20 protein-coding genes and 1 tRNA gene are annotated in these 23,508 nt (G+C 37.3%); 13 read left to right on the forward strand and 8 right to left on the reverse strand.

Annotated elements, in window-relative coordinates:
• Positions 1-10: 10 nt before the first annotated feature.
• Both dotA and icmV read right to left on the reverse strand, forming a co-directional pair.
• The gene (gene dotA / locus AACL18_RS05930; RefSeq protein ID WP_339049937.1) at positions 11-2,428 is read right to left on the reverse strand and encodes a type IVB secretion system protein DotA; all 2,418 of its coding nucleotides are present in this window, start codon (positions 2,426-2,428) and stop codon (positions 11-13) included.
• Complete coding sequence (gene icmV / locus AACL18_RS05935; protein WP_339049938.1) at positions 2,421-2,882, reverse strand: type IVB secretion system protein IcmV; 462 nt, start codon at positions 2,880-2,882, stop codon at positions 2,421-2,423. The genes dotA and icmV overlap by 8 nt, the downstream gene beginning before the upstream one ends.
• A gap of 292 nt (positions 2,883-3,174) precedes the next feature.
• Here icmV and icmW point away from each other — a divergent pair, with 292 nt between their 5' ends.
• The 10 genes from icmW to AACL18_RS05985 all read left to right on the forward strand — a co-directional run bounded on the left by icmW (position 3,175) and on the right by AACL18_RS05985 (position 16,479).
• The gene (gene icmW, locus AACL18_RS05940; RefSeq protein WP_339051632.1) at positions 3,175-3,627 is read left to right on the forward strand and encodes a type IVB secretion system protein IcmW; all 453 of its coding nucleotides are present in this window, start codon (positions 3,175-3,177) and stop codon (positions 3,625-3,627) included.
• Positions 3,628-3,629: 2 nt separating this feature from the next.
• The gene (locus AACL18_RS05945) at positions 3,630-4,145 is read left to right on the forward strand and encodes a hypothetical protein (RefSeq protein WP_339049939.1); all 516 of its coding nucleotides are present in this window, start codon (positions 3,630-3,632) and stop codon (positions 4,143-4,145) included.
• Positions 4,146-4,180: 35 nt separating this feature from the next.
• Positions 4,181-5,212 carry a hypothetical protein gene (locus tag AACL18_RS05950; protein WP_339049942.1) on the forward strand — a complete coding sequence of 344 codons (1,032 nt, stop codon included), beginning with the start codon at positions 4,181-4,183 and terminating at the stop codon, positions 5,210-5,212.
• 18 nt (positions 5,213-5,230) lie between these two features.
• Positions 5,231-7,111, forward strand: coding sequence for a 1-deoxy-D-xylulose-5-phosphate synthase (dxs, locus tag AACL18_RS05955; protein ID WP_339049943.1), 1,881 nt, complete (start codon positions 5,231-5,233; stop codon positions 7,109-7,111).
• A gap of 60 nt (positions 7,112-7,171) precedes the next feature.
• Positions 7,172-9,880, forward strand: coding sequence for a preprotein translocase subunit SecA (secA, locus tag AACL18_RS05960; RefSeq protein ID WP_339049945.1), 2,709 nt, complete (start codon positions 7,172-7,174; stop codon positions 9,878-9,880).
• 26 nt (positions 9,881-9,906) lie between these two features.
• Complete coding sequence (gene map, locus AACL18_RS05965) at positions 9,907-10,683, forward strand: type I methionyl aminopeptidase (protein ID WP_339049946.1); 777 nt, start codon at positions 9,907-9,909, stop codon at positions 10,681-10,683.
• A gap of 140 nt (positions 10,684-10,823) precedes the next feature.
• Positions 10,824-11,861, forward strand: coding sequence for an efflux RND transporter periplasmic adaptor subunit (locus AACL18_RS05970; protein WP_339049948.1), 1,038 nt, complete (start codon positions 10,824-10,826; stop codon positions 11,859-11,861).
• A gap of 4 nt (positions 11,862-11,865) precedes the next feature.
• Positions 11,866-14,958, forward strand: a complete 3,093-nt coding sequence (locus tag AACL18_RS05975; RefSeq protein ID WP_339049949.1) for an efflux RND transporter permease subunit — start codon at positions 11,866-11,868, stop codon at positions 14,956-14,958.
• A 33-nt stretch (positions 14,959-14,991) separates the two neighbouring features.
• Positions 14,992-15,813, forward strand: a complete 822-nt coding sequence (gene dapD / locus AACL18_RS05980; protein ID WP_339049951.1) for a 2,3,4,5-tetrahydropyridine-2,6-dicarboxylate N-succinyltransferase — start codon at positions 14,992-14,994, stop codon at positions 15,811-15,813.
• A gap of 189 nt (positions 15,814-16,002) precedes the next feature.
• Positions 16,003-16,479: a DUF4440 domain-containing protein gene (locus tag AACL18_RS05985; RefSeq protein ID WP_339049952.1), complete on the forward strand. Its 477-nt coding sequence runs from the start codon at positions 16,003-16,005 to the stop codon at positions 16,477-16,479.
• Positions 16,480-16,552: 73 nt separating this feature from the next.
• Here the strand turns inward: AACL18_RS05985 and AACL18_RS05990 are convergent.
• The 5 genes from AACL18_RS05990 to AACL18_RS06010 form a co-directional block, all read right to left on the reverse strand.
• Positions 16,553-16,637: transfer RNA gene (locus AACL18_RS05990), tRNA-Leu, on the reverse strand.
• A gap of 15 nt (positions 16,638-16,652) precedes the next feature.
• The gene (secG, locus tag AACL18_RS05995; protein WP_339049953.1) at positions 16,653-17,051 is read right to left on the reverse strand and encodes a preprotein translocase subunit SecG; all 399 of its coding nucleotides are present in this window, start codon (positions 17,049-17,051) and stop codon (positions 16,653-16,655) included.
• 21 nt (positions 17,052-17,072) lie between these two features.
• Positions 17,073-17,846, reverse strand: a complete 774-nt coding sequence (gene tpiA, locus AACL18_RS06000; protein WP_339049955.1) for a triose-phosphate isomerase — start codon at positions 17,844-17,846, stop codon at positions 17,073-17,075.
• A gap of 13 nt (positions 17,847-17,859) precedes the next feature.
• A complete protein-coding gene (locus AACL18_RS06005; protein ID WP_339049956.1) occupies positions 17,860-19,179 on the reverse strand; it encodes a hypothetical protein in 1,320 nt (439 codons plus the stop codon).
• A 93-nt stretch (positions 19,180-19,272) separates the two neighbouring features.
• Positions 19,273-20,535: a hypothetical protein gene (locus AACL18_RS06010; protein WP_339049957.1), complete on the reverse strand. Its 1,263-nt coding sequence runs from the start codon at positions 20,533-20,535 to the stop codon at positions 19,273-19,275.
• A gap of 239 nt (positions 20,536-20,774) precedes the next feature.
• On the opposite strand from AACL18_RS06010, the gene AACL18_RS06015 reads away from it, so the two are divergent.
• Positions 20,775-20,939, forward strand: a complete 165-nt coding sequence (locus AACL18_RS06015; RefSeq protein ID WP_339049958.1) for a hypothetical protein — start codon at positions 20,775-20,777, stop codon at positions 20,937-20,939.
• A 20-nt stretch (positions 20,940-20,959) separates the two neighbouring features.
• Positions 20,960-21,637 carry a hypothetical protein gene (locus tag AACL18_RS06020; RefSeq protein WP_339049959.1) on the forward strand — a complete coding sequence of 226 codons (678 nt, stop codon included), beginning with the start codon at positions 20,960-20,962 and terminating at the stop codon, positions 21,635-21,637.
• Between the two features lie 25 nt (positions 21,638-21,662).
• Here the strand turns inward: AACL18_RS06020 and AACL18_RS06025 are convergent, their stop codons facing one another.
• Entirely contained in the window at positions 21,663-22,562 is a 900-nt protein-coding gene (locus tag AACL18_RS06025; protein ID WP_339049961.1) for an NAD(+) kinase, read from the reverse strand.
• A 207-nt stretch (positions 22,563-22,769) separates the two neighbouring features.
• Here AACL18_RS06025 and grpE point away from each other — a divergent pair, with 207 nt between their 5' ends.
• Positions 22,770-23,417, forward strand: a complete 648-nt coding sequence (gene grpE / locus AACL18_RS06030; protein ID WP_339049963.1) for a nucleotide exchange factor GrpE — start codon at positions 22,770-22,772, stop codon at positions 23,415-23,417.
• Positions 23,418-23,508: the final 91 nt, after the last annotated feature.

Genomic DNA, 23,508 nt, shown 5'->3' on the forward strand with positions numbered 1-23,508 from the left:
CCTTTACAGATTAAGGCGCTGCAGCACCTCCTCCACCCGCAGCTGGACCTGAATTAGATACATCAGCTTTGGTTTGTTTCATTTCTCTTAAACGACGACCTAGTTGCATGCCACCCGCTGAACTTTCACTTAAGCCCTGGCTTGTAGGCATTTGTTGGGTAATCTGTCCAACATCTCGATCGTGCTGGCCACGTATACCTTGCAGCATTGATTCTTCGTGACCACTTTCCTGTGGACCACCTATCCAACGCAGTACTTTATTCGGAACTTCATAAATCATTGAAAAACAACGATTAACAATGGCTAGCACCGCCGCGGCATAGATAGCCATCATAGCGGTTTGGTAAACAATAGCAAAAATATCGCCATTATAATCATTTAAAAATTGCACTGCGATACTAAACCCGTGATTAAATACTGAAAGGGCAACGTACGATAAAATAATCCCAAAAATAAAACCAAATACCATTAACATAGGTCTTAAGAAAACACTGGCAAGCAACATGATCGATTGTTCCGCTTTACCCAAAAAGTCATGCCCTTCTGGATGCGTAATTCCCAATGCCACCAATGGTGCCGCTAAAATTGCCTCTAACACCACTGCAAACCAGGTAATACTACCAAATGCGAACAGGAAGAACGGAATTAATGGCACATAATAGGAAAGAATAGAACCCAAAACAAAATTAATCCCCATCCAAACAGTGAGCATGGGAACTACCAACATCAACAGATTAGTAATCGCTAACATGGCGTTCACTGCACCCCCCACTGTCCAAAAACCCGAAGCAAATCCCGCTGCAATACCTACAATACCTAATCCAGTCATTGTGGCTAACAGAGATATCCAGACCTGCTCTACCATAGATACTAAGCCATTCCCCACTGACGCTAAAGCAACAATGGGATCCATATCTTTATTATTAATTCCATCGGCTAATTTTTTTTCAAAATCCTGCACTCGCGGAAATATCGTATCCAAAATAGCACTTACTACCTTACCAATTGCATTTACATTCGCGGGATGCTCTGGCAGAGAAGGATCCGCCTCATCACCAGGATTATTATTGCTGGCAGCTCGTGTTATTTCTGTTGCCATATAACTATCAATAACACCGTCTACACTCGGCAGGTTATTTTTTAGATTATATATGACATTATCGTCTTTGATCTGAGAAAAGGTATTTGAATCATAATCGGGATTAAACTCAGGATAAATTCTATCGGAAATTGCAAGCTCTCCTGTGTTTTTTCTAATACTTTGATTCAAACGAGCCATATTATAGTAATAGCTACCGGCAAGTATCCAACCTGATTTTTTTGCATTATTAATAAAGTCTTTATATTTTTTACTTCCATCATCCGCTAAAGAGCGTAAAGCAGGCTTTACAATCCCAAAGTAATCCTCTCCTGCATCAACCAAATTATTTTTAAAGGGGTCAAAACTAGTCGAATCTAATTGAATTCTGTTAGCAGGTGTATGCGTTGTAGAAAGAGGGGATATTGTATTAGCAATACTCTTTGCTTGAGCAGTTAAATCCAAGGTCATTTGTCTCATCGCAACACTTGCACTATCATTAGCATTTAAATTGGCCGGGTTATCGATCTGTCCATTATCCGCCTTATTGCCAATAAAATTCCATGAAACCATACCACACATACCTTGTAAATTGCCAAAAGCACCGGATAACTTTCCTGGAAAAGTATAATATCCGCCGATATCTTTTGTATAATCGATGGGCCGACCGGTATTTTTTCCATCCGGCCCTTTACCAGTTATAGCTAGCGAGCTTAAAAAATCAGGCACTACTACCTTTTCATTTGGATCAATGTTGTAATATTGATTAGCTAATGCATTATGTACTGCCAACATACATGCTTCTGATTTTAAAATACTACCTGCTTTGTTAATTAGAAAAGTATTATTAGCCCCTTTTTTTGGATCCAATGATTGAATAGGCTCAATTATCGTTCCGTTACGATTAATATAATTTAAAGTGACATTCCAAACCTCGTCCGCAGCACCAACACCTTGCACCACTACCCACATAACAAGAATTTGTATAAAAGAGTAACCAGTAGCCTTCGGTAGCAACAAACCTATACCGCCGACTGTTCGGAGTGGGATCCAAATCGACGACCATTTCTTACCGAGAAACTCACCCTCATGCGAGGTATTTAAAATGGAAGTAAATAAAACATAACTTAATACTGTAGAAGCCATAACTAATATGATGGAATTAAACGTCCCAAACATCGTTCCTAAAATTTGACTTCCTGTGCCATGTAACACGCCATCCACCACACCAAAAATAGTCGCTAAATACGACATCGATAAATCAGTGCTAGGAGGTGTTAAGCTTAAAGTGTCTGCTAACAACAACGATGGAAATAAGTAAAGGAAGCTGGTTAATAGAAACTTACGCATTATTTTTCTTCCTATTAAAAAATTGATAACTGAACCAATCACGAAAATTACAACCTAAACGACGCTGTTTAATTTGAAATAACCAAAAATGATAACGAAAGATTTGCGTCAAAATAATAATACAAATGCCTAGGCAAGGAAAAAATCCTCGCAAGGAGTGAGTATAGAAGAGGAGATAAACACTATAGCTAACGCTAACGAAGAAAAGAAAAATCCATATCCACAACAAACGCGTAAATTCTTTGCTGCGTTGCATTAAATCGGCTGAAGTTAATTTAAGACGTATCAGTGCTTCTTCAAAGGATTCCTGTGTCTTGGCCTGATCAGGAATAAAGAATTTTTTAATGAATCCGAAAACAGAACGATTGTTTTTTACCAATTGTTGATAGTCTATCCACTTTGGAACATCAACAGCTGGCTTAATTATTTTTTTTATAGCACCAAAAAAACTCACGTATCACCCCGCGGTTTAATATTCTATGTTATCCCGACTGCATCCAACTTGCAAATTTCTCGTTAAAAGATCCCGCTTGGAATATGTTCTTTAGATTGTCGCGCGCTAAGCGCTCGCAAAGACGAGCGAAAAATCCTATTTAAGCGCTTAAATTCTTGCACAATTCTAAACGAAGTTCCTATCGATCGAGATCGGATTTGATTTAGCTTGCATTAAGTTGGATAATCAAGGTTCCTTTGCCGCAGTTTATACTCAATTAAATTGGGTATTACAAATAAAACAATACATACTTATGCCTGACTTAACTCACAAAGGTTCACACCTCTACTGGAAACAATACCAAGACCCCTTGATCTATAGGGTTCTTTGCTTCATGGAAAGCGTTGAATCTTGGACTAAAGATGGTGATGCCACGCTTGAAGCAAGCCTCTTAGAGCTGGGTAAAGAGCTCGATGATATCGATAAAGTTGATCTGGATAAACTTGCTCAACAAGCGTTGTTTATTCGTTTAGGTAATCATTTAGGTATGTCTCGTACCTTGCGTCTACTTCAAGCAATAGACACTTCACATCCAGGTTCTGCCGCTAAATTACTCATGCATGCCGAAGAGGTCAGTAATGGTCCTGAAGATGAAGCAGGCTTATTTTTGCGTAGAAATATTAGCTTTGAACGTTTACGTCTGCTCGCTAGAGTGTTTTCCCAAGATCGCCTGGATTTAGTTTTAAAAGCATTTGAAGGTGAATAATTATGTTAAGGTCATGGCAATCTCGATGCGTTTTAATTTTTGTCAGCTGTTCCTTCATAGGTTTAGCGAATGCTTATTCTGAACCACCAAAAAGTGACTCCTTGCAAACCTATCGTGATGAAATTAAACAATCTGAAACCAATGCCTCGCAAGCAGTTCTAGATGCCTTACAAGCCACTACCCCTGACAACTCTTCTCAACAAAACCAACCAGCACCTGGAACATCCGCAACGACGTCGAGACCTCGTTCAAATCACGATAAAGCCTTTACCCCCTTAGATAAATCTGCAAACACAAGCAATCCACCCAATAAAAATCCTTGGCTGCAACCTAATCCTTGGGCAAAACAACCGCCTAATATTTGGGAAAAAAACGCCAAAATAAATCCTTATTCGAATGCACCTATTCCTGGACCAACATCACCAACCAATGAAGCTATTCCTAGCCCACCCAATATTTTTGCACCATCACCGCCAACCTCTAACACAAGCAATTTACAATCTAATGCTCATTCATAAAAAAATTTACTTTAAAACTTCGTGAGGATGTTACTATGTCTCATTTATCAAAAATAAAAACTTTAAAAAATGTCTTTTTAAGTATTTCTTTAGTCACAAGCAGTTTGTATGCTCTAAGCAGTTATGCCAATATAGGTCCAGTCCCCACACCCGATTTTACAACAATCAGTATAAAAAACTTAGTAGCGGGGTATGGTAGTACAGCCATTTCAAAAAATCTAATGAACACTGCACCTGTGGGTGATGATTTAACTATCGCTATTAACAATGCCCAAGCGGCTTATTTATTATCTGGCAGCTCTCCTTTAGTAAGCTTAACGCAACAGCAGCTTATCCAATCGGCTAATTTAAACGATAAAAACAATAACATATTAGCTTTTCTTTGGGATCCCAATACAAAAATCAACCCTAATCTAGAAAAAAATCCTTTAAGCTCTATTGATATCAATAGTTTACTCCAGCCTATTAGCTATAATGATACTGAAGCAGCAGCCGCTAAAAATGTGATTAACGCTTTAAGTGGTTCTTTAATGCCTATTAACACTATAAATTTCAATCAATTGATTGCAAATTTATCGGGAGACAAAGAAAATAACCTGAAATATGAACTGCAAAAAAAACAAACTCAAACCTATCTTGCATCTTTGCGTAGTTATTTAGCCACGCAAACGATGGCACTCAGTAATCTTTATCAACTTTATGCAGAAAGGCAACCCATCGATCCTAGCAAAGCAGATCCTGCTGTGCGTTCTTCACTAGCAACATTAAGTGGTCAAACATCGGGTCCCATCAGTTTACTAAAATTAGAAAATATTATGACAACACGCCGAATTCTGGATAAAAATTGGTATAAAAATGATTTGATTAATGAAAATCCCGCTACTTTACAACGCCAACAAGTGGAGTTATTAGCAGAAAATTTATCTGAAAGTTATCAAATCCGGATGACATTAGAGCGTTTACTCGCTACTATGTCCGTTTTAGTTTTAGAGTTTAATGGACAAATTCGCACCCAATTGCAAACTCAAATACAAAGTATTAATAACCCTCAGCAAGCATCAGGATAATTTTCTCTTATAAACTACATGGAATTTAAAAATATCACATGCTCTTTATTAGAACGAATTAATTCTCCCATGCAGTTGCGTGAACTCACACCTACGCAACTGCCGCAATTAGCAACTGAGCTCAGAGCATTTCTTATTCAAACGCTGGATCAATGTGGAGGTCACTTTGCGGCTAACTTAGGAACCGTAGAATTAACCATTGCTTTGCATTATGTATTTAATACGCCGCATGATCATATTATTTGGGATGTCGGCCATCAAGCTTATGCGCATAAAATCATTACCGGTCGGCGTAAACAACTAGGTAGCATTCGAAAAACTCACGGTTTAGCGCCCTTTCCTTCCCGCGAAGAAAGCTCATTTGATTGCTTTGGCGTTGGTCACTCGAGTACTTCCATTAGTGCCGCATTAGGATTTAGTGTCGCAGCAAAAAAAAATAACACTGGTCAAAAAACGATTGCAGTTATAGGCGACGGTGCGATGACCGCGGGTATGGCTTTTGAAGCTTTAAATCACGCAGGCGATATTCATGCCGATCTTTTAGTCGTACTCAATGATAACGATATGTCGATTTCCAATAATGTCGGCGCTTTATCTAATTATTTTGCCCGCATATTATCCAGTAAACTTTATTCTAGTGTCAGAGAAGGCAGTAAAAGAATTTTAGAATCTATTCCTAGTGTACGTAAACTTGCTAAACGTACTGAAGAGCATGTTAAAGGGATGTTAGTTCCAGGTACTTTATTTGAAGAATTAGGTTTTAATTATATTGGTCCTATTGATGGTCATGACTTACCTCTATTAATGAATACTTTAAGTAATTTAAGTCAGTTAACGGGACCACAACTTGTTCATGTTATTACAACCAAAGGCAAAGGTTATGCCGCTGCTGAACAAAACCCGGTTGCTTATCATGCCGTCAATCCACATTTTTTAGCACCTGTTTTACCCTGTAGTGTGGCCAAACCCAAACCTAAAACCTACGCAAATATTTTTGGGCAATGGATTTGTGATATGGCCGCTATCGATGAACGTGTAATCGCGATTACACCGGCGATGCGCGAAGGATCTGACCTGATAGAATTTTCCGAACGTTATCCGGATCGTTACTTTGACGTCGGCATCGCGGAACAACATGCAGTTACTTTCGCCGCAGGTCTAGCCTGCGCAGGTCAAAAACCGGTCGTCGCCATCTATTCTACCTTTTTACAACGTGCTTATGATCAACTGATACATGATGTTGCATTACAAAATCTCCCGGTATTGTTTGCTTTAGATAGGTCCGGAATCGTCGGTGGGGATGGCGCTACGCACCATGGTTGCTTTGATCTATCCTATCTGCGTTGTATTCCAAATCTGACTATCATGACACCGAGTAATGAAAACGAATTAAGACAAATGCTTTATACAGGTTTTCAACTCACAACATCCTGTGCGGTACGCTATCCACGCGGCGTAGGAGTAGGTGTTTCAGTTGAAAAAGAAATGTCATGTATACCTATCGGTAAAGCGGAAATCCGTCGCAAAGGACACTCAATTGCATTACTGGCTTTTGGCTCAATGCTACAACCCGCACTCAGCGTCGGTGAGTCATTGGATGCCACTGTGGTCAATATGCGTTTCGTCAAACCTTTAGATGAAAAACTGTTGCGAAACCTAGCAAAAACTCATGGCTTATTGGTCAGTTTAGAAGAAAATGTTAAGGTAGGTGGTGCAGGATCAGCGGTGAGTGAATTTTTACACCAACAAGGGATTGCTTGTGATGTATTGATCTTAGGACTTCCAGATCGATTTATTGAACATGGTGACCCAAATACATTGCTTGCAGGAGTTGATTTAGATGCAGCCACTATCTTATCCGTTATTGAACAACGACTAGCACTATCACTGACTTTTTAGTACAGTGAGCACATTTCTGGGCTTTTGTTGAGTAAAGCACACTGAGACTTTTTTATATTTATGATTTCTAAGCTGTTAAGTAAGTTTATTCCTAGCCGTAATCAACGACTGCTAAAACAATTTGAAAAAACCGTTGTTGACATTAATACGCTAGAACCCAGCATGCAAAGTTTATCTGATTCGCAATTACAAGCAAAAACATCAGAATTTAAAGCTCGCCTCCAAGATGGCTGCTCTTTAGATGAATTGTTAATCGAAGCATTTGCAGTAGTGCGCGAAGCGAGTACTCGTGTGTTAGGTTTGCGTCATTTCGACGTACAATTAATTGGTGGCATGGTTTTACATAATGGTAAAATTGCTGAAATGCGTACCGGAGAAGGTAAAACCTTAGTCGCTACCTTACCTGCTTACCTAAATGCGTTAAGTGGTCTAGGTGTACACATTGTTACTGTCAACGATTATCTTGCCAAACGCGATGCAGAATGGATGAAACCTGTTTATGACTTTTTAGGATTAACTACGGGCGTGATTGTTTCTGATCTTCCATTAGCTGAACGTCAAGCGGCGTATGCTGCGGATATTACCTATGGTACTAATAATGAATTTGGCTTTGATTATCTACGCGATAATATGGCTTTTTCATTGGCAGAAAAATCCCAACGTATTTTAAATTTTGCTATTGTCGATGAAGTGGATTCCATCTTGATTGATGAAGCACGTACTCCGTTAATCATTTCCGGTGCCAGTGAAGAAAGCTCGGAACTTTATATCAAGATCAATCAAATTATACCTAAACTCGCTTTAAGAAAAGAAGAGGATGGTCCTGGTGATTTTTACCTCGATGAAAAAGCCAAACAAGCCTACTTAACCGAAGAAGGACATCAAAAATTAGAAGAGTTATTAGTTAAACAAGGCTTATTAAATCCAGGCGAAAATTTATACCATCTAACTAATATTGGTTTGATGCATCATGTTTATGCAGCTTTACGCGCCCATTATTTATTTCAACGCGACATTGATTATATTGTGCAAAATAATCAAGTTATTATTGTTGATGAACATACTGGCCGTTTAATGTCAGGTCGGCGCTGGTCGGATGGTTTACACCAAGCCGTTGAAGCAAAAGAAAAAGCCAATATCCAAAACGAAAATCAAACCTTAGCTTCAATTACGTTTCAAAATTATTTCCGTTTGTATCATAAACTGGCCGGAATGACGGGCACCGCCGATACCGAAGCATATGAATTTCAACAAATTTATAATTTAGAAGTTGTTGTGATTCCCACACACTTACCCGTTTCTCGTTCAGATTTAGCCGATCAAATTTATCTGACTAAAGATGAAAAGTTTAATGCGATCATCGACGATATTAAAGCCTGTCAAGCACGTAAGCAACCGGTATTAGTCGGTACCGCATCGATTGAAACATCAGAATATTTGTCGCAACTATTAGAAAAAGAAAATATTCCCCATCAAGTACTGAATGCTAAATTTCACGAAAAAGAAGCACAAATTATTGCTGAAGCCGGCCGGCCTGGAACAGTAACGATTGCCACAAACATGGCTGGACGAGGAACAGACATTGTCTTAGGCGGTAATTTAAAAGCCGAGCTTACCGCTCTGCCGATTGAGAGCTCCGCGGAAGAAATTGCGCAACATAAACTTAATTGGCAAAAAAAGCATGATGAAGTGATCGCCGCAGGTGGTCTTCATATCCTCGGTAGCGAACGTCATGAATCACGCCGTATCGATAATCAATTACGTGGTCGTTCAGGACGACAAGGTGATCCTGGTTCTTCACGTTTTTATTTATCATTACAAGATAATTTAATGCGCATTTTTGCCTCAGATCGAGTGGCCATGATTATGCAAAAGATTGGCATGCAGCCCGGTGAAGCCATTGAACATCGCTGGATAACACGTGCTATTGAAAATGCGCAACGTAAAGTTGAGGGTCGTAATTTTGATGTACGCAAGCAATTATTAGAATTTGATAACGTCGCAAACGAACAACGTAAAGTAATTTATGAACAACGTAACGAATTATTAGCTACAGAAGATATTTCTCCTGTCATTAATAATCTCTGGGCTGATGTTATCTATAGTGCTATTGAGCATTATATCCCTCCACAAAGTTTAGAAGAGCAATGGGATATACCTGGCCTAAAAAATCAATTGAAACAAGATTTTTGTCTAGATTTACCCTTAGATACTTGGTTAGAAGATCCTAATTGTCTGGAAGAAAATCTTCGCGAAAAAATATTATTCGCTGCTGAAAACTCTTATGCTGAGAAAGAAAAATTATTTGGTTCAGCGACATTACGACAAGTTGAAAAAACTTTGATGTTACAAACACTCGATATTTTATGGAAAGATCATTTAGCTGCAATGGATCATTTACGCCAAGGAATACATTTGCGTGGTTATGCGCAAAAAAATCCCAAGCAAGAATACAAGCGTGAATCCTTTATGTTATTTGCTGAACTTTTAGAACAGTTAAAATATCAAGTCATTAGTTTACTAAGTTGTCTGCAAATAAGAGCGCCTGAAGATGCGGAACGTTTAGAAGAACAACGACGTCAACAAATGCCACAATTACTTGATTTTCAACATCAAGATTTACTGGGTGCTGAGGAAGAATCATTAACCAGCGAAACCACCGCTGCGCGTCTTAGTACACAACGAAATTCGAATAAAACTGGCCGCAATGATCCTTGTCCTTGTGGTTCAGGAAAAAAATATAAACATTGCCATGGTCAAATAAATTAATTTTTGAAAATCTTAATTAAATAATTATGTCCCCTATTATTATAAAAACACCTGCAGAAATTGAAAAAATGCGCATTGCTGGTCGGCTCGCAGCAGAAGTTTTAGAAATGATTACGCCGCATGTGAAAGTGGGTGTCACTACCAATCAGCTCGATAAAATTTGTCACGATTATATCGTCAATGAACAACAGGCGATTCCTGCGCCCTTAAATTATCGCGGTTTTCCGAAATCAATTTGCACGTCTATCAATCATCAGGTCTGTCATGGCATTCCTAGCGAGCGAGTATTAAAAGACGGTGATTTGATTAATATTGATATCACAGTTATTAAAGACGCTTATCACGGTGATACCAGTAAAATGTTTCATGTGGGTAAACCTTCGATATTAGCGCAGCGTTTATCCAAAATAACGCAAGAATGTTTATACAAAGCGATACGCCTAGTCAAACCGGGTACTTATCTGGGTGATATTGGTGCGTGTATACAACAGTTTGCCGAAGCAGAAGGATTTTCCGTAGTACGTGAATATTGTGGTCATGGTATTGGTCGGCTCTTTCATGAAGATCTGCAAGTACTACACTATGGTCAAGCCGGCACAGGCGTCCAATTAGTCCCTGGTATGACTTTCACTATTGAACCTATGATCAATTCAGGTAAACGTTTTACTAAACTCATGCCGGATCAATGGACGGTGGTGACCAAAGATCATAGCTTGTCAGCACAATGGGAGCATACGTTACTTGTCACAGAAACTGGCTATGAAGTATTTACTAAGCGTAGTGAAGAGCAGGATTTGATCTAGTTTTTAGGAAAAATACCAACTCCATGTGTCTCTTCATTTTGCATAACTTGAATGCTTAGTTGATTTCAAGTTGTTAAGCCTCTATAGTCTTTAATTCTACGTATTTCGTAATAAAAGCGTCAAAAAAAAGATAATAATATATGTTAAAACGCTTAATTGCTTATGTATTTCTATTTGGCTTAATTGCTGCTAGTACAATTTGTCTAGTATTAGATAGTAAAAAAAACACTACTCTAACCCCTCCCACTTTAGTTGAAGCGACTGAAGCTCGCTCACAATCCTGGCAAAACACATTTCAAGCTATTGGAAGTTTATCGGCAAGCCAGGGTGTGGTTATTAAAGCTGAAACCACTGGCCGTATTACTGCTATTTATTTCCGATCGGGTAATAACGTCAAAATGGGAGATCCGTTAGTACAGCTTAATCCCGCTATTTTAAAAGCTCAGTTAGATGCAGCACAGGCCGAAACTCAACTCAGTAAAGCCGATTATGCACGTGGTTTAACTCTTTTTAAAAAAAAGGTGTATGCAAAAGCTGATCTAGATAAAGTTGCAGCGAGTTATCATGCTAATCTTGCCAAGCAAGCACAAATTGCAGCCACACTCGACCAAACGCTCATACGTGCACCTTTTAGTGGCCAACTAGGACTACGCATGGTCGACTTAGGGGATATCATCGATGCGAATAAACCTATCGTTAATTTAGAAGCTATCAACCCATTACGAGTTGATTTTAACATTCCTGGAACCGCAGCCAATAAAATCACTCTAGGTAGTAAGGTATTTATTCACTCGAATGCTTATCCAGATAAAACCTTTGTTGGGGCTATTTACGCCTTAGATTCACACATCGATAACGATACGCGCAGTATAAGTGTGCGAGCGAGCCTTAACAACCCAAAAAAGGAATTATTACCTGGTGCATTTGTCGATATCAACATCAATTTAGGTCCTCCAGAAACCTTAATTATCGTTCCAGAAACCGCAGTCAATAATGATCAAAATGGCAATTACGTTTATCGCATCATTAAACAAAGAGCGATTAAAACTCCAGTCATTATTCGCTTTCATCAAAATGGAGAAATAGGTTTAAGTTCAGGTATTCATGCAGGAAACCAAATTATTAGTGTCGGTGGTTTTAAAGTACCAGCCAATTCACTCGTAATGGTTAAGAGATAAACTCATGCAATTCACTGAACTGTTCATCCGCAAACCCATATTAAGTATCGTTTTAAGTTTGTTCATTTTGCTGGTCGGTGTTAAAGCTTTTTTATCGTTACCCGTACGTTTATATCCTTCCATATCCCCTTCTGTCATAAACATACAAACCACTTATCCTGGTGCACCTGCACAATTAATGGAAAGCTTTGTTACTACCCCTTTAGAAAATGCTTTAGGCGGTATCGAAGGGATAGATATTATGCATTCTTCTAGCAAACAAAGTACTAGTCAAATCACCTTACAATTTAAGCTTGGTTATGATCTGACTAAAGCTATGACAAATGTCAGTAATGCGATTGCTTCAGTACGCAAGCAATTACCTAAAGCAGTATTAGACCCGGTTATTAATACCAAAGATCCAGATGCCGATCCAACACTTTTCATTTCATTTACTAGTAATACATTAAGTCTTCCTGCAATTACTGACTACCTGGTTCGAGTGATCCAACCGCGATTACAAACTATTCCTGGAGTTAGCCAAGCACAAATATTTGGTGATAATAACTATGCGCTGCGAATCTGGCTTGATCCAATAAAAATGGCTGCTCATCAAATCACTGCTAGCGACATTATGACGGCCCTGCAACAAAATAATATTCAATCAGCCTCTGGATCACTGATTACACCGAATCAAATCATTAATATCAATACCAACACGGATATACATACCGTAGCAGAATTAAATAATTTAGTTATTCGGAAACAAAATAATTATTTAGTGCGTTTGTCCGATGTGGGACAAGCTGTTCTTGGTGTTGAGTCCGATGAAACTAGCGCTACTATTAATGGAAATAAACAATCAGTCATTATGGGTATCATACCCCTTAGTACAGCTAATCCTTTAGATGTTTCCAAAGCAGTCTTAGCACTATTACCTGATTTAGAAAAAGCAGCTCCAACCGATATAAAAATTCATTTGGTATGGAATTCTTCAAAATTTATTGCTGCATCTTTACATGATGTCAAACAAACTATTTTTGAAGCATGTTTATTTGTATTTGCCATCATTTTTTTATTTCTTGCTAATTTTCGTGCGGGTTTAATTCCTTTAGTCACTATTCCTTTATCATTAATGGGCGTCTGCACCGTTATGTTAATTCTAGGTTACTCACTCAATGTGTTAACTTTCTTAGCCTGGGTTTTGGGTATTGGCTTAGTCGTAGATGATGCAATCGTTGTATTAGAAAATATTCATCGTCATATCAGTTTAGGAAAAACACCGGAAAATGCAGCCATTATCGGCACTAAGGAAATTGGGTTTGCTATCGTTGCTATGACATTAACCTTAGCCGCTGTTTATGCACCTATCGGCTTTATCAACGACATGAGCGGTTTATTATTTCGTGAATTTGCGTTCACTTTAGCCTCAGCAGTGATTATCTCAGGCTTCATTGCTTTAATACTTTCACCGATGATGTGCGCTAAACTTTTGAAACATGAGCTGCAAGCCTCTCGTTTTAGTCTAAAAGTCGATCATTTTTTTAATGTCATGATAGCTGCTTATAAAAAATATTTACTTTTGGCAATAACGCATCGAAAAATAATGTTAGGTATGGGTGTAATAATTTATTTTGTTTGTTTCGGATTATTTAAAACCTTACCTAGCGAGTTAGCTCCGCAAGAAGATCAAGGGTTCATCATAACCGCTGCAACTGGACCTACGTCTACTAATCTAGCTTATATGGAAAAGTATATGGCTAAAATTCAATCTATCTATAAATCCATGCCCGAGATAGATACTTTTATTACCTTAATAGGAAATCCTATCGCTAATAACGCGCTCACTTTTTTAATCTTAAAACCTTGGCAAGAGCGAAATAAATCTAGCGCCGATATTATTCACACTTTATTTAAGCGTCTTTGGGGAATCACGGGTCTAGAAGCATTTTCATTTAGTCCCCACTCCTTGCCTGGCGCAACCGGCCATGCTCCTTTGATGTTTGTTCTTAAGAGTACCGATAGCTATGACACCTTGAATCAATTAAGCAATAAATTACAGTTAGCCATTACAAAGAATAATCCGCGTATTTTGGGTCTACAATCCGATCTCAAAATGGATGCTGATCAAATCCAACTCAATATTGATAGAGACAAAGCCAATTCATTAGGTATCGCTATGAGTGACATAGCAAATAGTTTAAATATACTTATTGGTACACCACAAGCAAGCCTTGTAAACTGGGATGGTCGTAGTTATCAGGTAATCCCACAATTATATAGAAATTATATGAGTACCGATCAACAACTAAAACTCATTAATGTACGTGGACAAAATAACCAACTGATTCCTTTAGCTAATTTCGTCAATATAAAAAATTCATTTACCGCCTTAAGCCTTAATCATTTTCAACAATTACGTTCCGTTACTTTTAGTGCTAATCTTGCTCCAGGTTATACCATCGGTCAGGCTGTCGCGTATTTAACACAAATGGCGGATAAAATTCTTCCTCAAAATGTCCAAATTGATTTTTCAGGAGAAACACGTCAATTTTTTCAAGCGGGAAATAGTATGCAGCAAGCTTTTTTGTTTGCATTGTTATTTATTTTTCTAATCCTGGCTGCTCAATTTGAAAGCTTTCGTGCACCTTTTATTATACTAATTGCCGTACCCTTATCGTTAACTGGAGCTTTATTTGCACTGCATTGTGCAGGTGGAAGTTTAAATATTTATACGCAAATCGGATTAATTACTCTAATTGGACTCATTACTAAGCATGGCATTTTAATTGTAGAATTTGCCAGACAATTACAAAAACATCGACATGTTTCTGTGCAACAAGCTGTCATCGAAGCCTCTGCATTACGTTTACGTCCTATTTTCATGACCACAACAACTATGTTATTGGCGGCCGTTCCATTGGTAATGGTGAATGGTCCAGGCGCCCATGCACGCAATCAATTGGGTTGGGTTATCTTAGGGGGAATGTCTATCGGTACACTTTTTACCTTATTTATTTTGCCGGTAGTCTATACTTTGATTTATTATTCCAAATCAAGTGCTGATAAAATTAATGAAACAGAAGATAAAACCGAAACAGTTACTGCAAGCGAATAATTATTTTATTTAAATTCAAAGGGTCTCTCATCTATGACGCCATTAAAAACGATTATCGAAAAAGCATATCAAAATATAAATAAAATTAATGCTGAAACGATTGACGATGCAAGTAAATCAGCAATTCTAGAAGTTATTCAGCGACTCGATAAAGGTAACCTACGAGTCGCTGAAAAACAACATGATCAATGGTTAGTCCATACCTGGGTAAAAGAAGCTATTTTACTATCTTTTCGTATCAATCAGAATGAATTATTTAATGCGGGTTATACACATTACTTCGATAAAATTCCGCTTAAATTCTCTCATTTTGATAAACAGCAATTTCAACAACAAGGTCTTCGCGTCGTACCTAATGCCTGTGTCCGTCATGGGTCCTATATTGGTAAAAATACTATTCTCATGCCTTCATTCGTTAACATAGGTGCTTACATTGATGAAGGTAGCATGATAGATACTTGGGCAACTGTAGGTTCCTGTGCACAGATTGGTAAACATGTGCATTTATCAGGCGGCGTAGGCATTGGTGGAGTATTAGAACCATTACAAGCCAAACCAACTATTATTGAAGATCATTGTTTTATTGGTGCGCGTTCTGAAATCGTAGAAGGTGTCGTGATTGAAGAAAATAGTGTCATTGGTATGGGTGTGTTCATAGGAAGTAACACGCCAATTTATAATCGTAAAACGGAAGAAATTATTTACGGTCGGGTTCCTAAAGGTTCAGTTGTGCTCGCTGGAAGTCTGCCTTCTAAAACGGGGCATTGTCATCTTAATTGCGCCATTATTATCAAACAAATTGATGATCGCACCCGGGCTAAAGTGGCAATTAATGAATTACTTAGAGATAGTTAAAGTATACTCAAAGCAATAGGGTTTTTGGTAAGCTGCGAAAATTGAGCAAGCGCAGTGAATTAAAATATAAATGAGGGATAGAGCACCAACACAGACAAAAATTCAAATGAGAAGAGTATAATTGCAGAGATCAAATAACTAGCCTACTATTAATACTAAGTTTAACTTTTTTTCTTAAGGATTTTCCTAATGCAAAAGAAATGTATTATTACAGTCGTTTTATTAAGCAGCTTATTAGCAGCTTCTGCCATCATGGCTCTGAGCTCAAGCCGACATATAGCTTGTGTTAAAACTAACCCCCAAGAGATTGCCGCACTATTCGATCGCTGGAACAACTCTCTTAAAACCAGAAACCCAGTTAAAGTTAATGCTAATTATTCGGATAATGCCATATTATTGGCAACCATATCCAACAAACCCAGAGTGAATAGTGCAGAACGGATTGACTATTTTAAAAATTTTTTAACAAAACACCCAGTCGGTAAAATTGATTCACGCACAATAAAAATCGGATGTAATAAAGCTATTGATACAGGCTTATACACATTTACATTGAAAGATGGAAAAAAAGTTCACGCCCGTTATACATTTACGTATCGATGGGATGGACACAAATGGCTGATTTCATCCCATCATTCATCTGTATTGCCTGAAAAAAAAGAATAAACGTTTCTAAATAAAAATAAAACAGCAGAAAAAAGTTACGATGGGTATTAGTGTATTTAATTTTTAAAACAGTTGGTGCCGAAAGCCGGACTCGAACCGGCACAGCTTGCGCCACCGCCCCCTCAAGACGGCGTGTCTACCAATTCCACCATTTCGGCAATAATACGAACATATTAAGAAAATTCAGACGGTAAAGGATAGGATTGTTGATGATCGATATTTGCTTTTCCCGTATTTTTGTTTAAAGATAAATTTTTCTCTGTATTATTAGTTTTATTAACTATGGATGATGATTGCAGGGCCATGTTGGCTAAATTTTGAATGGGATCCTGTCTAGTGGTATGTCCCGCTAAATATCCTAAACTAAGGCTAGTAACAAAAAATAATAATGCGAGTAAACCGGTTAATTTAAGTAAAAAAGAACCTGATCCTTGACTGCCAAAGACTGTCTGTGAAGCAGCGCTTCCAAAAGTCGCACCTAATTCGGCACCTTTACCTTGTTGTATTAGAACCAAAGCAATCAATGCTATCGAAATAATAACGTGCATTAAAACTAAAAACTGTTGTAGCATATTATATAAAAATACAAAAAATTAAACTTTATGGCCTGTTGTTGAAGCAAGTATTTCATAAATGCGCAAAAACTCAATAGCATCTAACGAAGCGCCGCCGATCAATCCACCGTCAATATCTGGCATTTTAAACAAAGCTTCAGCATTGCTAGCTTTAACGCTGCCACCATACAGGATAGGTAATTCTTGCGCAAGATCCGAACCCAAAAAATTAAGTTGTTCACGTAAAAATTGATGTACCTCCTGGGCTTGCTGAGGTTGAGCAGACAACCCTGTGCCAATCGCCCAAACGGGCTCGTAAGCGATAATAGCTTGTTTTAAAACATCACTCCCGTAATCCACAATTTTTTCTAATTGCGTTTGCAATACAGCATAGGTTTGATTTGCTTGACGCTCAACTAAGGTCTCACCTACACAAACGATTGGAGTAAGACCCGTTCTTATGGCTAAGCTAAATTTCTTTGCGATTTGTGTATCTGTCTCCCCATATAATTGGCGCCGTTCTGAATGACCTAACAATACATATTGACAACCAAATTCAGATAACATCGATGCCGATATCTCTCCTGTGTAGGGACCTTCGGGTTCAGCAGCCATATTTTGACCGCCCCATTGTAACTTAGTTTTGTTTAATAACATCTGGGTTTGATTAAGAAAAACGTAAGACGGGCATACAACTATATTTACATTTGATTGTTCTTTTTGTTCATAATCCACAATTTTATTTAATAATTCAGCAACAGAAGTTTTACTTCCATGCATCTTCCAATTGCCAATGATATATTGCTTACGCATAATTAGATTCCTCTTACCTATTCATTGTCGAATAGTTGGCATTAAGTCTAGCATATTCAGGTCTCAGCAGTTCACTGCTTTCCTCAAGGGAAATTTCGTCCGCACTATTTATTGAACCACGTAAATTAGTATGATTAAAAAAACGACACCGCACTCTAACCTGCTTAAAGAATTTTATTATTTTGTTACTAGGAAAAAATCGATCTTCAAGTTGTTCTTGTAAATCTTTTAATCTAGCAATGTCCTGAGCCTGTAATTTGCAAAACTCAAACAAATAATTAAAAAAATGTTGTTGTAATCGACGCTTATCTGAAATAGAAAGAGTCAAGTCATTGTTTAATACTAATGGTAAAGTTTCTAATATTAATTCTATTTGATGAAAAGAAAGTGTAGAAAATATTTTATTACACCATTGCTTAAAAAAACGGAAAGATTTTCTTAAATCTCGATGCAATAGACTAAATCTAAAGCTTTTAAAAAAAATAAAACGTAAAACTATAATGTACCCTTTTCTCTCTTTTTCAAACAGTATGGGGGATAATTTTTCATCATTTATTTTTTCTACTATAGTATTGAGTAAATGGGTATAATGTTTGATTTTAAATTGATTTGAATTTTCACGCTCAAACACTATCTGTAACCATGTACCAATGGCACACCAGATAAAACTATATCCATTCCGTTGTGTCTGGAAAATTAATGTTTCTAAACCAAAATTGGTGGTTTTATCAAGTATTTTTTTACAAATAGTACTCAAATAAATAATTTGGTTGGAATGCAAGCTTTCGTAAGCAATCAGATATAACAATTTGTGAAGAATATTAAATCCAGTATTTTCGGTATTTAAAGTTAATTTGCTTAAGGTAAGAATACTGGCCTTATCCAAAAACAGCTGTATGCTTGCTGCCATTGCCATAATTCTTTTGCCATTTTTATCAGAGATGGCAAAATCATCTAATGTAAATTTAATTAGCTCCCCTAACATATAATAAACCCAACCCATTTGCTTGAAGTTATTATCAAAGAATATCGCTTCGATGGTATCGAATTCAGCTTGTGACAATAATACCTGTATTAATTCAAGTAAACGTTTACTTTGATCGGCAGTTAAACTTTTATTTTTTATAAAAATAAACATGAACATCGGGATTATGGAAAGTTCAAGCGCATTTTTACTTAACAAAAATTTTTGTATCCAGCTAGAGTGAACCTGTTTGAAATGTGACTTAATCAATTTTGGATCTGGAATACATAGGCAATAGCCTTTTTTAAAAAGCAAATCAACTAATATTTTCCGCGTGCCTTTTTGATTGTCTAATCGACTCAGCAACATAAACTTCCTTGTTATTTTCTTGGGATATACTAACTTAACAAAATGTTTTTAGCACTATTACATCGAGAAATCAGATAACACTAATTAATAACATTAGTTTATTAAAGATGGCGAACTGCTTTCCAAGCAATTATCTTTAATAAGCTCATTCTCTTTCCGGAATGTAAATAAACTTAAACTCGAATTTACCAGTGCACTTGTAGAGGAGCTCATAGAAGCAGAATTGCGCGCAGGAATAAAACTAGTTGAAGAAACTATAGTAGTAAATATTCCAATTGGAGTCATAGATCCTTCCCTCTCGCTATTCTCAATAGACAAAGCTTCTGTTTCGTTTGATTTTCTATTAAAAAGACTATTAACCTTTTGTTTTATTCGCGAAAAAAAAGTAGCTTCAGAGTTTTCTTCAAATTCTGGATCACTCCATTCTATGGTAGTGGCATTGTTTTTGTCTGCTTTAAAAAAGTCGATAGTATTAATCGTTAAAAATGTTACAAGTGCTACTCCGCCTGCTATGGCTGCAGCAATATTCAACCCTAGCAGTGGAATGAGAAAAATCCAAAATACCATCCCTGCTCCAAAAGCAGAGAACAAAGCAAAATCCCATGATTTAAAACAATCTATAAAAAATCGCTTAATATGATGGTTCTGCCATTTGCGTTCTTTTACTTTAACCCATCTAGACTCATGCCATTTTGTTTCTTCTTTTAAATAATTCTCAAGTTTTATACTATTTGCATCTTGTTTAAAACAATCTCGATAAACATGTTGATTACCACGTTTATCTGTACAAAAGAAATAACACATCCCTCCTTTTATTTCCAAATCTATGGCCAATATAGAAAGCTTTTCTAAGAATTTCGCTTGATTAATGCGTGGCGCCTCATTGGTTTGTGCTTTTCTAATCTCTTCAATTAAATCTTTCTTCTCCTCCTCAAAAAGATTAAAGAAATCATGTCCGGCTTTTTTTTCTCCTTTTTCGTAAATAATAATAAAACCATGATCATCGAGATTAATAATATCGCCTTCTAACTCATTCAGATGCGGAACACGTTTAGCAGTAAGTGCTGCTTGAATATTTCTGAAAAAACCATGTATATGTTTATTATTCGCCGCCCCCATAATCCGAATATTTTTGTTTTCCTCATCATGAGAAGTTTTTTTTGGGTCTGAGAAGGTATTAGGGTTGCTTGGTTTTAAAAAATGTACTTTATCATTTCCATCTTTAAAAGGGACTAAAATGGATGTCCCACTGGTATCAAGTTGGTGGTTTATCAACCAATTCTGTGCTGTTTTTAGATCAGGAAAAACAGTAAGCTCATTGACTTGACTGTCATATTCAGGTGGAGCTAAAGGCATAAATTTAATCCTATTATTATTTTTTAATTGCAATAGAATACCAAAAATTGGTTTAGCGACATAACTTTATTTAATCAGAACTTATGGAGAAAGCACTCAAGCATTGAGAATAAATTAATTACTGTATTTATCCAAATAATTTGGTATAAGGTTATCCATTCGATAATTTACAAATAACTTCTCTTTGGGCAGGGACACCTGTATATATCATCGCCAGTACGCGAGATCAGGCTTGGTATTTGATTCTCAGTCCCGGCGTAATCGGCTGGGTTAAAAGTAATGGGATTGCTAAAGTCGATGATACATTTACTAATACCTGGGTAACAGCAGCCAAAAAAAAATTTGCTGCAATAACGCATACAGAAACTAGCTTAATGATGCAACCAATAACCGATTTTTATTAACCGCTTATGTAGGTACTGTATTGCCAACGTCTGCTATTTTACCGAACGCGCTAAGATTATTATTTCCTATGACGGATAGTAATGGCCATGCCATTATAAAAAAAGTGATCGTCTCTAATCATGATGCGGTTATTATGCCTTTCCAAGCTACTCAACATCATTTTGCGTCTATTATGCGCACACTCATCGATCGTCCCTACGGTTGGGGTGGACTTTATTTCTATAATAACTGTGCAATAGAGTTAAAAAATCTTTTTACCCCCTTTGGAGTTTGGTTGCCAAGTCATTCATCAGATCAAGCAGCCGCGGGGAAAACGATTGATTTGTCTGCGAATAGTGTTGAACAAAGAGTAGCCTATCTAAAAAAACAAGGGCGGCCATTCCTAACTATCGTTTACATAGGCGGCCATGTATTCCTATATGTGGGAAATTATAATTACAAACCAACACACACTTTAGTGCCCATGACTTATCAAAATATTTGGGCGTTAAAACCTGAACCTCCAGTAAGGCGGGCTATTATAGATAAATCTGTCTTGTTTCCGTTATTACTTCGCTATCCTGACAATGTACACTTAACTTCATTAGCGGCAAAAAAATATTTCAAATTAACTTATTTAAGTGAGTTACCAATAATTTCGATGCAAAAAACTTCTGTCGATATTCCTTCTTTATTTTCACTGATTGATTTAGATTAATCGATATTTATTAAAAAATTTTTATTTATTTAGTATGATTATGTTTATGCCAATGTAACTTGGTGCGTAATGTTTCAAAATAATTATAATCTAAAGGATGAATTAATTTTAGTGCATTAGCATTCTTTTGAATGCTAATGTTAGCACCGATCGGTACTGAAATTCTCTCTTGACCATCGCAACTTAACCAAGGTGCAGCGGTACTGTGCGTATCAACATGAATTACAATACGACTATTTGACGAGACAACAATCGGCCTTGCGCTTAGCGTATGTGGAAACATGGGGACAAGGACAATAGCGTCAAGTTGTGGGTATAAAATCGGTCCGCCACCAGATAAGGCATAAGCTGTTGATCCGGTCGGTGTTGCCACTATTAAACCATCCGCTTGCTGAGCACAAACAAATTGCTCATCAATCATAATAGAAAACTCGATCATCCGCGCCACATTACCAGGCATTAGCACGACTTCGTTTAAAGCAATACCCGCTTGTTGTTTATCTAATTGCTTGGCTATCGTGGCATTTAATAAAAAACGATTTTCCTCTTGGTAATTGCCGTTTAATACTTCACCTATCTTTTTTTCTAAATCTTGGGGATGAATATCGGTAAGAAAGCCGAGACGACCGCGATTGACGCCCAACACCGGTGTATTATGTTTTACGGCACTATGTGCTGCATTGATAAGACTCCCATCTCCTCCTACTACAATCAGCAAATCAACTTTTTGTGCTAATTCATCACGTTTACATGAAATAAATTGGCGATTTTTAAAACTACGTGCAGTTTCTTCTTCCACCAAAACTTTATATTGATGGGATTGCAAATAATCTAATACAGCGAAGAGTGTATCACTGACATCCTTCATTCCTTGTCTGCCGATCAAACCGATGGTTGTAAAAATTTTGCTCATAACTTTGTTCATACATTTTTAATGATTGGCGATATCCTGGTCGAAACTACTCAGGTAGTCAACTGGAATACTAGTATATTAGACCGGATTAAAATTTTTATCCCACAAGAGCCCAAACTCTTGAATCCAAGCATTCGAGTCTCCATTATTTATGCATGTGCCTCTATTCTAATATAGAGTAGTTATCTCTTTCTTTAAAAAAATGGGAGCCTGTCAGAAATGACTGAAAAAGATACATCTAAAAAATCCACTTGGGAAAAGCTCAATATTGCAGCAAAGCAAGATACTTCTAAGTCTCCGAATGAGGAAAAAGCAACTTCCGCAGAAAAAGAAAAACCCAATCAGGAGAATCAATTAACCCACCCTTCTTACGAAGCCCTAAAAGCTCAGTTAATGGCGACGGAAAATCAACTTAATGACTCTAAAAGCCAGTTAATTAAGCTTGAGGAGCAAAAAATTTACCAACTGGCAGAAATGGACAATATTCAACGCCGCACTAAACGCGACATTGAAAATGCCTACAAATTTTCATTAGAAAAATTTATCAAAGAATTACTGCCAGTAAAAGATAGTTTAGAAACGGCTCTCGCACACGCTAAAGCTGAAGAACAGGATGCTGCTTTATCAGGGATCCAACTCACGCTTAAACAACTACAAAGCCTATTAGAAAAAAACGGCGTAAAATCAATAGAGCCTGCAGGTCAAGCTTTCGATTCGCATTTTCATGAAGCAATGCTCGCTGAAGAAAGTGATGAGTTAGCTCCGAATACAATTATCAGGGTACTTCAAAAAGGTTATTTACTTCATGAAAGACTGATGCGGCCTGCTTTGGTCGTCGTCGCGAAAGCTAAAGAGAAAACTTCATGATCCTGTATCTTGAAAATTAAACTTCCTAACCCAATTTTAGTAGGAGTTGTTAATTTTCAATCAACCAATCATTTTCAACTCTATTGATACC

Source organism: Rickettsiella endosymbiont of Xylota segnis (genome assembly GCF_964019545.1).
In the GTDB taxonomy this organism is placed as follows: Bacteria; Pseudomonadota; Gammaproteobacteria; order Diplorickettsiales; family Diplorickettsiaceae; genus Aquirickettsiella.

Coding starts and splice junctions, on each gene's coding strand:
- AACL18_RS05975 (WP_339049949.1), top strand. CDS start 11,866: ATGCAATTCACTGAACTGTTCATCCGCAAACCCATATTAAGTATCGTT.
- AACL18_RS06025 (WP_339049961.1), bottom strand. CDS start 22,562: ATGAACAAAGTTATGAGCAAAATTTTTACAACCATCGGTTTGATCGGC.
- dapD (WP_339049951.1), top strand. CDS start 14,992: ATGACGCCATTAAAAACGATTATCGAAAAAGCATATCAAAATATAAAT.
- dotA (WP_339049937.1), bottom strand. CDS start 2,428: ATGCGTAAGTTTCTATTAACCAGCTTCCTTTACTTATTTCCATCGTTG.
- AACL18_RS05970 (WP_339049948.1), top strand. CDS start 10,824: ATGTTAAAACGCTTAATTGCTTATGTATTTCTATTTGGCTTAATTGCT.
- AACL18_RS05950 (WP_339049942.1), top strand. CDS start 4,181: ATGTCTCATTTATCAAAAATAAAAACTTTAAAAAATGTCTTTTTAAGT.
- tpiA (WP_339049955.1), bottom strand. CDS start 17,846: ATGCGTAAGCAATATATCATTGGCAATTGGAAGATGCATGGAAGTAAA.
- secA (WP_339049945.1), top strand. CDS start 7,172: ATGATTTCTAAGCTGTTAAGTAAGTTTATTCCTAGCCGTAATCAACGA.
- AACL18_RS06010 (WP_339049957.1), bottom strand. CDS start 20,535: ATGCCTTTAGCTCCACCTGAATATGACAGTCAAGTCAATGAGCTTACT.
- icmW (WP_339051632.1), top strand. CDS start 3,175: ATGCCTGACTTAACTCACAAAGGTTCACACCTCTACTGGAAACAATAC.
- map (WP_339049946.1), top strand. CDS start 9,907: ATGTCCCCTATTATTATAAAAACACCTGCAGAAATTGAAAAAATGCGC.
- AACL18_RS06005 (WP_339049956.1), bottom strand. CDS start 19,179: ATGTTGCTGAGTCGATTAGACAATCAAAAAGGCACGCGGAAAATATTA.
- grpE (WP_339049963.1), top strand. CDS start 22,770: ATGACTGAAAAAGATACATCTAAAAAATCCACTTGGGAAAAGCTCAAT.
- AACL18_RS05985 (WP_339049952.1), top strand. CDS start 16,003: ATGCAAAAGAAATGTATTATTACAGTCGTTTTATTAAGCAGCTTATTA.
- secG (WP_339049953.1), bottom strand. CDS start 17,051: ATGCTACAACAGTTTTTAGTTTTAATGCACGTTATTATTTCGATAGCA.
- dxs (WP_339049943.1), top strand. CDS start 5,231: ATGGAATTTAAAAATATCACATGCTCTTTATTAGAACGAATTAATTCT.
- AACL18_RS05945 (WP_339049939.1), top strand. CDS start 3,630: ATGTTAAGGTCATGGCAATCTCGATGCGTTTTAATTTTTGTCAGCTGT.